This is a genomic window from Aliamphritea hakodatensis, from assembly GCF_024347195.1.
Lineage (GTDB): Bacteria > Pseudomonadota > Gammaproteobacteria > Pseudomonadales > Balneatricaceae > Amphritea > Amphritea hakodatensis.
In genome coordinates, this window is the sequence record NZ_AP025281.1 from 5,125,420 (window position 1) to 5,139,236 (window position 13,817).

At 52.6% G+C, this 13,817-nt stretch carries 14 protein-coding genes; 5 read left to right on the plus strand and 9 right to left on the minus strand.

All coding sequences use genetic code 11. The features are described 5' to 3' along the window. Positions 1–120: 120 nt before the first annotated feature. The 4 genes from PCI15_RS23290 to PCI15_RS23305 all read left to right on the plus strand — a co-directional run bounded on the left by PCI15_RS23290 (position 121) and on the right by PCI15_RS23305 (position 3,628). Positions 121–861: a TrmB family transcriptional regulator gene (locus tag PCI15_RS23290; RefSeq protein WP_271272251.1), complete on the plus strand. Its 741-nt coding sequence runs from the start codon at positions 121–123 to the stop codon at positions 859–861. A 394-nt stretch (positions 862–1,255) separates the two neighbouring features. Continuing rightward, positions 1,256–1,717, plus strand: a complete 462-nt coding sequence (gene bufA2, locus PCI15_RS23295; protein ID WP_271272252.1) for a BufA2 family periplasmic bufferin-type metallophore — start codon at positions 1,256–1,258, stop codon at positions 1,715–1,717. Positions 1,718–1,979: 262 nt separating this feature from the next. Continuing rightward, positions 1,980–2,840, plus strand: a complete 861-nt coding sequence (gene bufB, locus PCI15_RS23300; RefSeq protein WP_271272253.1) for an MNIO family bufferin maturase — start codon at positions 1,980–1,982, stop codon at positions 2,838–2,840. Then, positions 2,837–3,628, plus strand: coding sequence for an HvfC/BufC N-terminal domain-containing protein (locus PCI15_RS23305; protein WP_271272254.1), 792 nt, complete (start codon positions 2,837–2,839; stop codon positions 3,626–3,628). Before bufB ends, PCI15_RS23305 begins: the two co-directional genes overlap by 4 nt. A gap of 22 nt (positions 3,629–3,650) precedes the next feature. Here PCI15_RS23305 and PCI15_RS23310 read toward each other — a convergent pair whose 3' ends face one another. From PCI15_RS23310 to PCI15_RS23330, 5 genes are all read right to left on the minus strand, one after another. After that, positions 3,651–4,478 carry a nitrilase-related carbon-nitrogen hydrolase gene (locus PCI15_RS23310; RefSeq protein WP_271272255.1) on the minus strand — a complete coding sequence of 276 codons (828 nt, stop codon included), beginning with the start codon at positions 4,476–4,478 and terminating at the stop codon, positions 3,651–3,653. A gap of 75 nt (positions 4,479–4,553) precedes the next feature. Then, positions 4,554–5,441: a glycine betaine ABC transporter substrate-binding protein gene (locus PCI15_RS23315; protein WP_336296723.1), complete on the minus strand. Its 888-nt coding sequence runs from the start codon at positions 5,439–5,441 to the stop codon at positions 4,554–4,556. Between the two features lie 78 nt (positions 5,442–5,519). Then, a complete protein-coding gene (locus PCI15_RS23320; RefSeq protein WP_271272256.1) occupies positions 5,520–6,254 on the minus strand; it encodes an ABC transporter permease in 735 nt (244 codons plus the stop codon). After that, complete coding sequence (locus PCI15_RS23325; RefSeq protein WP_271272257.1) at positions 6,241–7,395, minus strand: ABC transporter ATP-binding protein; 1,155 nt, start codon at positions 7,393–7,395, stop codon at positions 6,241–6,243. Before PCI15_RS23325 ends, PCI15_RS23320 begins: the two co-directional genes overlap by 14 nt. A 49-nt stretch (positions 7,396–7,444) precedes the next feature. Beyond that, a complete protein-coding gene (locus tag PCI15_RS23330; RefSeq protein ID WP_271272258.1) occupies positions 7,445–8,095 on the minus strand; it encodes an ABC transporter permease in 651 nt (216 codons plus the stop codon). Positions 8,096–8,496: 401 nt separating this feature from the next. Between PCI15_RS23330 and gcvA the strand changes: the two genes are divergently transcribed. Further along, on the plus strand, positions 8,497–9,432 hold the full coding sequence (gcvA, locus tag PCI15_RS23335) for a transcriptional regulator GcvA (protein WP_271272259.1): 936 nt from the start codon (positions 8,497–8,499) through the stop codon (positions 9,430–9,432). A 94-nt stretch (positions 9,433–9,526) separates the two neighbouring features. Here the strand turns inward: gcvA and PCI15_RS23340 are convergent, their stop codons facing one another. From PCI15_RS23340 to PCI15_RS23355, 4 genes are all read right to left on the minus strand, one after another. Further along, entirely contained in the window at positions 9,527–10,288 is a 762-nt protein-coding gene (locus tag PCI15_RS23340) for an amino acid ABC transporter ATP-binding protein (protein ID WP_271272260.1), read from the minus strand. A 3-nt stretch (positions 10,289–10,291) separates the two neighbouring features. After that, complete coding sequence (locus PCI15_RS23345; RefSeq protein ID WP_271272261.1) at positions 10,292–11,254, minus strand: amino acid ABC transporter permease; 963 nt, start codon at positions 11,252–11,254, stop codon at positions 10,292–10,294. A gap of 193 nt (positions 11,255–11,447) precedes the next feature. Continuing rightward, the gene (locus tag PCI15_RS23350) at positions 11,448–12,275 is read right to left on the minus strand and encodes a transporter substrate-binding domain-containing protein (protein ID WP_271272262.1); all 828 of its coding nucleotides are present in this window, start codon (positions 12,273–12,275) and stop codon (positions 11,448–11,450) included. 544 nt (positions 12,276–12,819) lie between these two features. Beyond that, entirely contained in the window at positions 12,820–13,719 is a 900-nt protein-coding gene (locus tag PCI15_RS23355; protein WP_205657139.1) for a LysR substrate-binding domain-containing protein, read from the minus strand. Positions 13,720–13,817 lie beyond the last annotated feature (98 nt).

Genomic DNA, 13,817 nt, shown 5'->3' on the forward strand with positions numbered 1-13,817 from the left:
GCCAGGTCAATTCCAATTGACATAACCTTATGAATGATTGCACTTTAAGCGATACAGGCACAGATGCAATACAAATTGTCACAAATAAAATGACAAATAATAAGACGTAAATCACCCACTATGAATGAACATATTTTTGAACTGCTCGACCTGTCTAAAAGAGAGGTCAAAATTTACCGCGCACTGCTGGCCCTGGGGCCCAGTTCGATCCGGGTCATTGCTGAAAAATCCGGCATCAACCGGGGCACCACGTATGAATGCCTCAAAGCACTGCAGAGCAAAGGGGTTATCAGCTATCTGCCCAAAGGTAAGCGGCGGTTATTTTCCCCCCGTGAGCCGGACGTCCTGCTGCAGCTGGCACAGGACAAACAGCGTAACCTGGATCAGGCGATAGAACAGTTGAAGACCCGGGTGATTCCTGACATGCATCATCTGATGCCGGATTTTAACGCGGCCAATGTCAGCTATTATGAAGGCGATGCTGGCATCGAATGGGTATTGCGGGATATTCTCAGTACCGTCTCAGCGCAGGAGAAAAAAGAATATTCTATCTTTTCGTCCAAACCGATCCGGGCGCACCTGTACCGGCCATTTCCTAACTTTACCCTGCAGCGGATTCAGCGAGGCATTGAAGTAAAGGTAATCGCCATCGGGGACGGCGGCGAAGACGCCGAGCTGAGCGAACGTAAATGGATCAAAACGGAAGGTCCGGTCGATGCCGCCTATATTGCTATTTACCCACCTAAATGTGCAATTATTTCACTGGCATCTCACAACTATCCCACCGCGGTGGTGATCAATTCAAAAGAAGTGGCCGCCGCCCAGCAGATTATTTTTCAGACTTTATGGGGGCTTTTGTAAGCAATAATTTTCAGTTTCAGCTTTCATAAACGCTGAAAAAAACCGTTCTTTCAGCGTTTTCTCTCACCCCGACTGAAAAAAATTCGGTTTTTTCCCCCGGTCATCCAATCGCTTCCCGCCGGTGCTTTCAGAACAAAACCGGGAGCCGCCCGGCATCGCTGCAAGCCCTGTAACTGCTGGAAAAACGGCACAGTGCTGCCGGTCATTTTTCAGCCAGCTGCTATACTCACTTTCGCTGTTTTAAAAAATTTGGCTGTACAAAGAATCACTTAGAGTGTGTGTTTTCAGTTTTGTTTCATATAAGACGACTAATTTTATATGGCACTGTGTGCACTCCAATATCTCGCTTCAATTGGAATCAACGAAGCGTCTATTACCGTCAGGAGATTTAAAAATGAATAAAAATATCAAACCTATGCTGAGTGGCGCTTCTGTTGCATTTGCGGCTGCTGCACTGGCTGGCTGTTCTGCAACTGCTGCTACTAACGATACTGCCAGCGCAGATGCAAACACTACCGATCTGGTACATTGCGCAGGCGTAAACGTATGTAAAGGTCACAACGACTGTGGCGGTGCGAACAACGCATGTGCTGGCCAGGGTTCTTGTAAAGGTACTGGTTTCGTAGGCATGCCTTCTAAAGCTTGTGCCGATATCGGTGGCAAGGTTCAGGACGAATGGCGTGGTGAAGTGGCTAAGGCTGACTTAGTTCACTGTAACGGTGTTAACGTTTGTAAGGGCCACAACGATTGCGCAGGTGCAAACAACGCATGTGCCGGTCAGGGTTCTTGTAAAGGTACTGGTTTCGTAGCAATGGGCGCTAAAGCCTGTGCTGATGTTGGTGGTAAAGCTTCCTAAGAAGCTTCCCACAGGGGACAACATCTAACCCCTTAGGGGGTTTTGGTTATGCGGATTATTGAAGTCTTTATCAGGTTCACCTCGCAGGGCGAAAGCCCACTGATGTTCTGGCTTCAGTAATCCGCGTATTTCGTTTCAGGCTCTGCCATTCGGCACTTCCCGCCGCTCCGGCACCTGACAACGAAGATTGCGCAACATCAACATACCCCACTGTTATTTGTGCAATAATCGCTGAATCGCTGCAATATGAAGGAAGCTTCACATGTCTACTGATTTTCTCGGCTTTGGCCTGGGTCTGCGTACTGACCATTTCCACGACGTACTGGAAACCAAACCTAAAAACATAGACTGGTTCGAGATTATCTCGGAAAACTTCATGGTGGATGGCGGCAAGCCAAAATACTACCTGCACGCAATTCGCGAACATTACCCAATGGTAATGCACGGCGTCTCTATGTCTCTGGGTTCCACTGACCCGCTGGACATGGATTACATGAAACGCCTCAAGCAACTGCACGACGAATTACAGCCCGAATGGCTGTCAGATCACCTGTGCTGGACCGGCATTAACGGTATCAACACCCACGATCTGCTGCCCGTTCCCTATACCGAAGAAGCCCTGGATCTGATGGTTGAACGTATCAAACAGGCACAGGATTACATGGGCCGGCAAATTCTGCTGGAAAACCCTTCCAGCTACATCAGCTTCGACGACTCAGCCATTCCTGAATGGGAATTCCTCGCCGCGCTGACTGAACGGGCCGACTGTCACATCCTGTTCGACGTTAATAACATTTATGTCAGCGCCCGTAACCACGGTTTTGACCCGCTGGAATACATTAAGAAAACCCCGGCCGACCGGGTCAAACAATTCCACCTTGCCGGGCATACCGACTACGGCGACTACATTATCGACACCCATGACCATGACGTACCTGATCCGGTCTGGGAGCTGTATAAAGAAGCCCTGCTGCACTTTGGCCCGGTGAGCACCATGATCGAACGGGACGGTAATATTCCACCGTTCGAAGATTTACGCGGCGAACTGCAAATCGCCCGTAAAATCGCCAACGAAACCCTCGGCCCTGAGCAACTGACACCCCGTTATCAGGAGGCTGTGTGAGCGATTTACATGAACGCCAGCAACAGCTGCTGGATTACATCATGGGCAAGCCATCGGATATCCATGAGCATATTCAGGACCGTGGCAAAGTCAGCGTCGACATTCAGCTGCATATTTACCGCAACGCCTATCAGGTCAGTTTCTGGGAAACCCTGGACACCGACCATGAGATTCTCGGTAAGTATCTGGGCGATGATATGTTCAACACCATGGTTCGGGACTATATTGCCGCATACCCCTCCACTTTCCGCTCATTACGGGATTTTGGCGACCGTTTACCGAAATTTCTCACTGAAAACGAATCCTTCAGCCCTCACCCTCAAATCGCTGAACTGGCCCGGTTTGAACGGGAGCTGCTGATTGCCTTTGATTCTATGGATGCACAGATGTGCAGCCGTGAAGACCTGACCCGGATTACGCCGGAACAGTGGGCACAGCTGAAAGTAGAATTTCACCCCAGCGTCAGAGCCTTTATTACCGGCTATAACGTGGTGGATATCTGGCAGCATCTTAAAGCCGACCGCAGCCCACCGGATGCACTGGCCCGCAATGAATACTGGATCCTGTGGCGCAACCGTGACCGGCTCACCGAATTTGCCAGCCTGGACGGCTTCGAACAGGCCATGTACGAAACCTTCAGTAAAGGCTACAACCTTGAACAGACCGCTGAATTCCTGATTGAAATCAGCAATTCAGACCCAACCGAGAAACTGCTCACCACCCTGTTCAGCTGGCTGGACCGGGGCTGGATTACCCGCCTGCACGCCGGCCTGAACGTGGTCAGCTAACATCCGTTACAACTCTCCAGAATTACATATCCGCAATTAACTGACTGATTAATTGCGGATTGGCATCCCGCAACGTAGGCAAGTCAAACCGTGCGGCGGCAATTGTGCTGCGTTCGATATCTGCCACCAACAGCACTTCATCTTCACCGGCCCGGGCAAGCACTTCCCCACGGGCACCAAGAATCTGACTGCCGCCCCAGAAACGGGCTCCCAGCTCAATGTCACAGCGGTTCGCCATAATGACTGGCGTGCCATACGTCATCGCCATATACGTCAGATTAGCCTGCCAGTTTTGCGGGTTAGAAAACTCATCGCTGACGACACCTTCTGCCGAATTGATCGGTGCCACTAATACCTCAGGCTTACGTAACATACCCGCATATACCAGACCGGGATTCCACAGATCTGCGCAGATCAGCGACAATGCCGACCAGTTAGTCTTTATTTCCTGAGTATTAAGCGCGGTGCCCGGTGTATACAACTTGCCTTCTTCCAGGCTGCCATAAGTAGGCAGGTTCAACTTGCGGTGCACAGCGGTGACCTTGCCATCCTGCAGCCAGGCCGCGGCATTGTAGTATTCACCGGGAGTGGCCTCTTCAACAAAGCCGCATACCACCCGAATGCCTTTGCACCTTTCCGCCAGCGCCAGCAAGCGGGGATCACCCGCCGGCATAGCCAGTGCCGGCACCTGCCGCCCCAACTGATAGCCGGTCAGCGACAGCTCGGGAAACACCAGCACTTCCACCCCCTGATCCCGGGCGGCAGCAATGTATTCTTCATGCTGTTGCAGATTGGCTGCAATATCCCCGGGAACCACGCCTATTTGCGCCACCCCAGCCCGTAAACTCATATTCAGTACTCCGTTTTTTCCCGGCAAACGAAAACGCCCGGCATAACCGGGCGTCAGATGCTTCAGCGGTTAAGCTTAAATCAGACCCTGTTCGGTCAGGAAGCCCTTCGCCACCTTTTCGATCGTCTCTTTATTCACATCCACTTTAGCATTCAGCTCAGCCATGCTCTGATCATTCAGGCGGGACGCCAGATCATTCATCAGGCCTTCAAGGGCAGGATTCGCTTCCAGCGCCTCAGCACGGATCACCGGTGTTAACGCGTAAACCGGGAAGTAATTCTTATCATCTTTCAGGACGACAAAATCAAACGCCGGGATACGGCCGTCGGTGGCAAATACCAGCGAGATGTTCACCTGACCTTCTTTCAGCGCCTGATAGGTCAGACCGGTATCCATACGCTTCACCTGAGAACGGTCAAATTTAAAGCCATAGGCTTTCTGTAACGGCTTCAGACCATCGGCACGGGCAGCAAACTCCGCATTACAGGCAAACAGCAGCTCATCACCGGCATTCACCGCCTTACTCAGGTCAGACAGGCTGGAAATGCCCTTTTCTGCCGCTTCGGCACGGCGCATGGCCAGCGCATAGGTATTGTTCACCTTAGAAGGGTTCAGCCATACCAGACCTTTTTCAGCATCCAGCTCTTTTACCTTGTTGTAGCCATCTTCCATGCTCAGCGGATCTTTGATCTTGTTAAAGTTGATCAGCGCCGTACCGGTATATTCCCAGTAAAGATCAATCTGGCCGTTCACCTGGGCTTTGCGCAGCACCGCGGTACCCATCCCGGCACGGGTATCCACATCAACACCTTTCGCCGCCAGATACTGGCTGGTCATGGATGTCAGCAGCTGTTGTTCGGTGAAGTTTTTACCGCCGACTACCAGTGCTTCGGCATTTGCCTGTACAGCACCGGTGAGAAACATACCGGCTGCCAGCGTTTTCAGTAGCTTTGTTATTTTCATTCTCTGGTCCCTACCCTTCATTATCGTTGCTTGTTTTTCGTTTTTTTATGCGTACTCCGGCGTTCTTCGCCGCCGGTGTTACTTATTCATCCGCAGAGGGTTCACCCCTTTGGGGACGATGAAAAATGCCAGCGCGCCGACGCTGATATCCACCATCACCGCCAGCAGAGACGTCGGTATCGCGCCCGCCAACAGCATCGGCATTTCATCCAGATCAATCCCGGTAAAAATCAGCTCCCCAAGGCCACCGCCGCCGATCAGGAACGCCAGCGGTACGGTGCCCACATTGATCGTCAGTGCGGTGCGGATACCGGCAAAAATCACATACAGGGCATTGGGAATTTCCACCCGCAGCAAAATCTGTCCGGGGGTCATACCCATCCCGTTCGCCGCTTCTTTAAGGTGATCAGGTACTGCCAGCAGCCCCACATAGGTATTGCGCACAATCGGCAGCAGGGTCGCCACACACAGGGCAAATACGGCCGGGGTTGAGCCTATGCCTAAAAAGCTCATCGACAGCGCCAGAATTGCCAGCGTTGGCACAGTGGTACCGATATTCAGCACCTGCATCACCGGCTCAGCAATGCGCTTACAGGCCGGCCGGCTGAGCCAGATACCCAGCGGTACTGCCAGAATAATGGCCGCACTGCCTGACATCGCCGACAACTGCATGTGTTGCCCGCTGAGGTATACGATGTCTTCCCAGTAATAAAAGAAATCATCAATCAGACCGCTGCTCTGGCTCACCACCCCGAGGTAAAACGTCCCCAGTAAGATCACCAGCCAGAACAAAACCTTTTTAGACTTCACCATGCTGAACACCCGACTGCTGAGCTTCACGGCTGCGGTAGGTTGCCCCCAGATAATGGGTCACGCCCCGCTGGGAAATCTCACCCCGGAAAATACCTTCACCGTCGACACAGGGCATCCAGGTGGTGTCTTTGCTGAACATAGCTGAGGCAACACTGCGCAGGTCATCATCTACCCGGGCAATAGCCCGCAAACCATGGAAATGATCACCACAACGGCCCCGCTTGGCGGTGGCCAGATCCCGGGTGATGGAGCCGATCGGCCGCCCCAGAGTATCCACCATGGTCACCGCCACATAATCGTTGTTCTGCATGATCTCCAGCGCCTTCTGCAAATCATCATCCGGCTTCACCGGTGTGGGAGCCGGGGTCATGACATCCGCCACTTTGGCCAGCCGCAGGCGCTTGAGGGTACGGTCGGTACCGACAAAATCTTCCACAAATTTATTGCAGGGATGCGCTAACAGGGCGTCCGGTGAATCGAACTGAATCAGCTTACCGGCATTGAAGATGGCAACTTTGTCCGCCATCTTCACCGCTTCATCGATGTCATGGCTGACGAACAGAATGGTTTTCTGCAGCTCTTCCTGCATCTTCAGAAACTCATCCTGAATAACCTCCCGGTTAATCGGATCAATCGCACCGAAAGGCTCATCCATCAGCATCACCGGCGGATCAGCCGCCAGTGCACGGATAACGCCCACCCGCTGCTGCTGACCACCGGAAAGTTCCCGGGGATAACGCTGCATGAACGTCTTCGGCTCCAGCGCCACCATTGCCAGCAATTCTTCAGCCCTTGCCAGATAGCGCTTTTTATCCCAGCCCAGTAACCGGGGAACGATGGAAATGTTTTCCGCAATGGTCATGTTGGGAAACAGACCGATCTGCTGAATCACGTAACCGATGTTACGGCGCAGGCTGATGGTATCCAGGGTGCTGGTATCTTCCCCGTTGATCAGTACCCGGCCGGACGTCGGCGGAATGATCCGGTTCAGCATTTTCAGGGTGGTGGTTTTACCGCAGCCGGACGGGCCAAGTAATACACAGATCTCGCCTTTCGGCACCGTCATATTGATATTATCTGCCGCGGTAACCACGCCATCCGGTGTCTCGAATATTTTTGTGAGGTTTTCTAACTGAATCACGGGACACTCTCTTATTGATTAAATTCTCAGAAATCCTGACGGGTCTGAATCAGGCAGAAACACCTTTGGGCGTCAGTTTTCGCTGGCAGTACAGCAGGCCGTAGTCCGCAATGATGGCCAACAGGCTGACTGCCAGCGCACCGGCAATCAGCTGGCGCGGATCAGTCTGGGTGATACCCCGACTGATCAGGGTGCCCAGCCCGCCGGCACCGATGTAGGCAGCAATCGCCATGACACCGATATTCATTACCACCGCGGTACGGATACCGGCAAAAATCACCGGAATAGCCAACGGAATTTCCACCAGCCGGAGCCGCTGTACCGGTGTCATACCCAACCCCCGGGCAGCCTCACGCAACGCCGGATCAACATTATTAATCGCCGCATAGGTATTTCGGATAATGGGTAGCTGGGAATAAAGCAGGACAGCAATGACCGCCGGCAGATAGCCAATGCCCTGTCCAAACAGCGACAGCACGGGAATCATCAGGCCAAACAGTGCAATGGACGGAACGGTAATAATGACCGATGCGGTGTACAGCACCACGGCAGCCACCGATTCGTTCTGGGTAATGGCAATGCCGATAGGCACACCGGTCAGAATCGCCAGCCCGACCGCCACGCCCACCAGAGAAATATGCTCCAGTGTCAGGCTGAAAATCAGTGACCAGCTCTCAGCAATAAATGCCAGTGTTTCCAATTTCACACCTCTGTATTTGTTCTTATTGATGGGTAGCTGTGCAGTTACCTGGCAGAGAAAAACCACGATAATGATTAAAAACCAACCAATAGGATAATTTTGCGACAATCTCTACATATAATCCGACAATTAACCCTACAAACCAGTTGGAAATATACTTAAGTCATCGAAAATTAAGATAATTTGCTGGCGTATCCGCCCCCAGTGCCCCTAGCAGGTGAAAGGGCTGGGCTTTTTACACCAGTTGTTGCAAAAAAACGATAAATTTATCGAAAAATTGCCTGATGGCGACGCAGAATATTCACAGGTTCCGGCACCGGAAGCCCCTGAGCGACTGGCCAGCCGCCCCGCCCGGCTGCTAGGATTGAGCCAATTCCACTGTCCTGCGGTACTGCCTGATTATGCGTCGTGACCTGCCTCCGTTTGCTGCCCTGAGAGCCTTTGAAACCGCCGCCCGCCACGAAAGCTTCCGGGCGGCAGCAAAAGAAGCCTGCCAGACCCCCTCGGCGGTCAGCCATCAGATCCGCACCCTGGAAACCTTTCTGCAGGCAAAGCTGTTTAACCGCGACCGGGGCAAGTCGTCCCTGACCCCCGCCGGAGAGGAATACCTGCAAACCGTACAGAGCATTTTTCAGCAGCTGGAAGATGCCGGTGCCAGACTGGCCCGCCACGGCGATCCGCAAACCCTGCGGGTTAACCTCACACATACACTGGCGGCCTGCTGGCTGCTGCCCCGGCTGCCAAAGTTTCAGGCAATGTATCCGGACCTGGATATCCGGCTGATCAACTCCGATGACCCGGTTGATCTGCTCTCCGCCAACATTGATATCAGCATCCGCTACGGCCGGGGTCACTGGCCAGGTCTGAAAGCCGAATTCCTGATGCATGAAGAACTCTTCATCGTATGCCATCCGGATCTGCTGCCCCGGCTGCCTCCCATGGAGCGACTGAATGAACTGGCCGACAACTTCAGCCTGATTCACTACAGCCGGAACGAACAAGAATGGCAGGACTGGCTTAAAGATGCCGGCTACAGCCTGCCAGACATTAAACACCGCATTGATCTGGACAGCCGCCAGTTGGTACTTCAGGCCGCCGCCGACGGGCTGGGCATTGCCATTGGCCGGGCCTCTTACGCGGCAGAATTTATCCGCAACGGTAAACTGGCCATTGCCTATCCAATGCGCAAAGCCACCGATAACGGCTACTATCTGGCCTACCCGCAGGGCAATCGCAACACCAAAACCGAGCGTTTCAGAAACTGGATTCTGGATGAAACCCACCAGACAGACCCGCTCTCCACCAACCTGGCCGGGACTGCCCCGGCGGGCAAGTAAAACCGGTAAAAACAGCCCGTAAAGAAAAGCCCGTAAAGAAAGGCCCGGACACAAAAAAAGCAGCCGAAGCTGCTTTTTACAATGCGTCTGCCCCTTACAGAATCTGACTGAGGAACTGCTGAGTACGCGCTTCCCGGGGGTTATTAAAGAACTCATCCGGGGTGTTTTCTTCAACGATTTCACCGTCGGCCATGAAAATCACCCGGTCTGCCACTTCACGGGCAAAGCCCATTTCATGGGTCACGCACAGCATGGTCATCCCCTCTTTAGCCAGATCAATCATGGTATCCAGCACCCCGGACACCATTTCCGGGTCCAGTGCTGACGTCGGCTCATCGAACAACATCAGTTTCGGCTTCATACACAGGCTGCGGGCAATCGCTACCCGCTGCTGCTGACCACCGGACAGCTGCCCGGGATATTTATCCGCCTGCTCCGGAATCCGCACCTGCTCCAGATACTTCATCGCCAGCCGGCGGGCTTCCCCTTTAGGGACCCCCTGAACCCACATCGGGCCGGCCATACAGTTTTCTGCAATGGTCATATGGGGAAACAGGTTAAAACTCTGGAACACCATGCCCACTTCGGAACGTACTTTATCGATGCCCTGCATATGCTCATGCAACACCACATCATCAACAATGATTTCCCCGGACTGATGCGCTTCCAAACGGTTAATACAGCGAATCATCGTGGACTTACCGGAACCGGACGGGCCACAGATAACGATCCGCTCGCCGGGGGTCACTGACAGGTTTATGTCTTTCAGGCAATGGAAGTCGTCGTACCACTTATTCACATCTTTAAGCTCGACGATCGGTTTAACAGCCACCTCTGGCTTGGATACAGAATTCATGGCTTACCCCTTGCGGTAACGGCGTTCAATATGGGACTGCGCGTACTCAAGCACCATCGACAGTATCCAGTACAGCATGGCGGCGGTAATCAGCATTTCCATATGTTTAAAGTCTTTCTGTCCCAGGGTACGGGCCAGGAACATCAGCTCCCAGACACCGATCACCGATACCAGAGAAGAATCTTTCAGCATGGCAATGAACTGGTTGCCGGTCGGTGGAATAATCAGCGGAATCGCCTGGGGCAGAATGATCCGCCGCATGGTCAGGCCGAACTTAAAGCCGATTGAACGGGCCGCTTCCCACTGCCCCTTCGGAATGCTCTCAATACCGGCCCGGAAGATTTCCGTCATATAGGCGCCGTAACACAGGGACAGCGCCAGAATACCCGCCGGCACCGCATCAATGACGAAACCCAGCTGAGGCAGGCCGAGGTAAATCAGATACACCTGCATCAGCAGCGGCAAACCGCGGAAGAAAGAGGTATAAAAACTCGCCAGGCCGTTGGCAAAACCATTGGATGACAGCTTGGCAACCGCGCCGATAATCGCCAGCACCGAAGCAATCGAAATCGATATCACTGAAATATACAGGGTCGTCAGAATACCCTGCGATACCATGAACCAGATCTTGCTCTGAATAAATTCAAAGCTCAGGTCAAAGCTGGTAAAAAACAGCATGAACAGACAGGCCATAATCAGCCAGACGGTAATCCGCTGGGCATTAAACTTCAGCTTGCCGATCAGCCAGATCCCCAGCGTGATAATGGCTGACAGGGTCACACTGGTGACAAACCGCGCATACACGCTGCCTTCGCCATCACTGCCGATGGCCGGTGCCAGCAGCTCGGCAAACCCGGTGCCGGAAAGATCGACCAAAAAAAGCAACACAAAAAAACATGCATACAAGGCCACCACGAATGGCGTTTTACTCAGTAGTCTGGCCTCTTGCACCGTATCCTGATACATAGATTACACCGCTAAAAAGTCCGGAATCGAACTGTATTAAAACAGTCAGAACTGTCTGAAACAGCCCGGAGACATATCAATAAGAACTACAGATTCCAGCTTAGTCCGGTTCAGCCCGGGACAACAGCAAGACGGTGGAATACTGCATGAAGATAAGCCGCCCGGATGAGCGGCTTAATAGAAGTACAGCGGCTTAGTGAGTGCTGGTGTAATCGTAGTTGTACCACTTCTGGGACAACTTGGATAAGGTGCCGTCAGCACGCATCTCAGCCACAATCGCCGCCAGCTTATCGTTAAATTCCTGGTCACCTTTATCAATCGCTAACGCCAGTGGCTCAAAGAATACCGGCTTGCCCAGCGGTTTGATCGGGTAGTTATTTTTCATCGCTTCGTTAATGGTCGGTACACTGGTCAGGGCACCGTCCAGACGGGAACCGTTACCCAGACGCAGGTCATCCAGTACCACGTTCGAAGACTCATAAGACTTAATAAAATCGGTGTCTACCAGGTAATCAAATGCCGGTACGCCTTCGGCGTCGATAATCAGATCTTTCTGCAGATAGCGCTCGTGTACGCTGGCAGTGGTTACACCGACCTTCTTACCGTTCAGGTCAGAAACGTCGGCAGCATCGGAATCCTTATGCACCACAAACGACGCTGGCGTGTAGTAATACACAGCCGGGAAGGTCAGCACCTTGGCACGCTCAGTGGTCGGGGTCATGGAACCGATCGACAGATCCCAGCGGGCATTCCAGCGGCCGGCAGTGATGATATCCCAGGCCGGGGTCACAAATTCAATTTCAACGCCCAGACGCTTGGCAACTTCCTGCGCCACGTTAACGTCAAAACCGTCCATTTCATTTTTGTCATTAAGAAACGACTGCGGCGCCCAGTTGGCATCTGTCGCTACTTTCAGCAAATTTTTATCCATTACCCGGTCCAGCGCTTCGCCGGCCATCACTGAGGCAATAGGCAGGGCACTGATAAGGGTTGTGGCAAGAATTTTGGTAATTATTTTCATTATTAACTCCTGATAAGAACGATGCGTCGCATGAACGATTTTTTCCGTCAGCCGAAGGGCTCAACAGCGCAAGAACCGGGCTGCAAACCGGCAGACATCAGGTGAACACCCTAACCCGAATGAACTGATACAGCGGTCGCTACAGCCATTAATGCTAAGAATAGTTTTAGAGGATGCATCATGGACAGACAACTGAATAGAATTAAACACTGTTGAAAAAAATTTGTCGCCAACAGGTATCAGAACATGGCCGTAAACCGGATGCAATTTAAGCCCGTACCAGCCACTCTGAAAATGCCCCGGAGGCTATAACAAACCGGCTGAAAAAAGGAAAAAACACCACCCTGTAACAGATTGACCGCACTGTAAAAACACCGCTGCCGGCAGATAAACAACCATCACAGCGATCGTTCATATTGCCGGCAGACAGATAATTCCCCGATAAAAAGCAGGGATATAGATTTTCTCTCTGAGGTAATGCAAAAAACTACTGACTGAGTAACACACAGAATTCGCCAACCGTTCACCGTCAGCCGACAACGGTTTACTGATAGGAACTCAGCTCCTTAACCCGCTGTAAAAACCAACTGCGGAAAGACTCGATTTTAGAGATTCCCACCTTGTGCAACGGTGTCAGCAGGTAATAGGCCGAACGGGGGCAGGCCACATGGCTGTGGGCCTGTACCAGCTTGCCTTCGGCAATTTCCCGCTGCAGCAGAATCAGTGGCATCAGGCCGATACCGTGCCCGGCCACCATGGCTTCAATGATCAGCTCATACTGCGAATACCGCAGGCTGCTGCCCTCTTCCGGTAAAATCGCCCCCAGATCATTGAACCAGATTTTCCAGGATTCCGGCCGGGTCGTATGATGCAGAATCCGCTGCGACATCAGCTGTGCCGGGTCACTCACCGGTTCCGGTAGCAATTTTGGCGACGCCATCGGTGCCAGAAATTCCGGCATCAGATAATCCACCCGCATCCCCGGCCACGGCGGATCACCCTGCACAATGCCCACATCAATCACCGCCGGATCGAACTGGCTGTTGTCCAGATAGGTGATGGTATTCAGATTGATATCCGGCTGAACATTCTGGAAATCCAGCAGGTAAGGCAACAGCCAGCGGGCACCGAAGGTGGGATATGTCCCCACATTGATGCCGCCACTGATGTCCTGAAACGATTGCATTTTCAGGGTTGCGGCTTCCAGCTCATCAATCATTGGCGTAATGGCCGCCAGATAGGACTGCCCCGCCGGGCTGAGCTTCACCCGCTGCCGGCTGCGCAGGAATAATGGCTGGCCCACCAGCTCCTCCAGCAATTTAATCTGCCGGCTCAGGGCGCTCTGGGTCATGTTCAGGGTATTGGCCGCCTGGGTAAAATTTTCCAGCCGTGCAGCCAGCTCAAAACATTGCAGCGACATGGTACTGGGTAATTTACGTCTCATATTGAATATCCCGGAATGAAGCAGTGGAAAGTCGGCTACCAGCCCCTGAATTTTCGTTCATCTATTCAGAATTATCGAACTTAACGCTAATAATACGC